Genomic DNA, 261 nt, shown 5'->3' with positions numbered 1-261 from the left:
ATCATGCAGCTAGAGAAGGTCTACCTGTTCAAGAACTTCAAGCATGCCCTGGCCTTCACCAATGCCGTCGGCGAGATATCCGAGGCCGAAGGCCACCATCCGGGCCTGCTGACCGAGTGGGGCAAAGTCACCGTGACCTGGTGGAGCCACTCGATCAAGGGCCTGCACCGCAACGATTTCATCATGGCGGCGCGCACCGATGAGGTAGCGAAAACCGCCGAGGGGCGCAAATGAGTCATTTCGCCAAGGTCGCCCGCGTAC

Annotated in this window: 1 protein-coding gene; it reads left to right on the top strand. The window is 60.2% G+C overall.

Translation table 11 applies throughout. The features are described 5' to 3' along the window. Positions 1 to 234 (top strand): 4a-hydroxytetrahydrobiopterin dehydratase (locus ACLJNW_RS26085; RefSeq protein ID WP_410961486.1); only part of this gene is annotated, 234 nt, incomplete at its 5' end. Positions 235 to 261 lie beyond the last annotated feature (27 nt).

The organism is Salmonella sp. SAL4457 (assembly GCF_046548235.1).
Taxonomy (GTDB): domain Bacteria; phylum Pseudomonadota; class Gammaproteobacteria; order Enterobacterales; family Enterobacteriaceae; genus Salmonella; species Salmonella enterica.
This window is presented reverse-complemented; position numbering and strand designations above follow the sequence as displayed.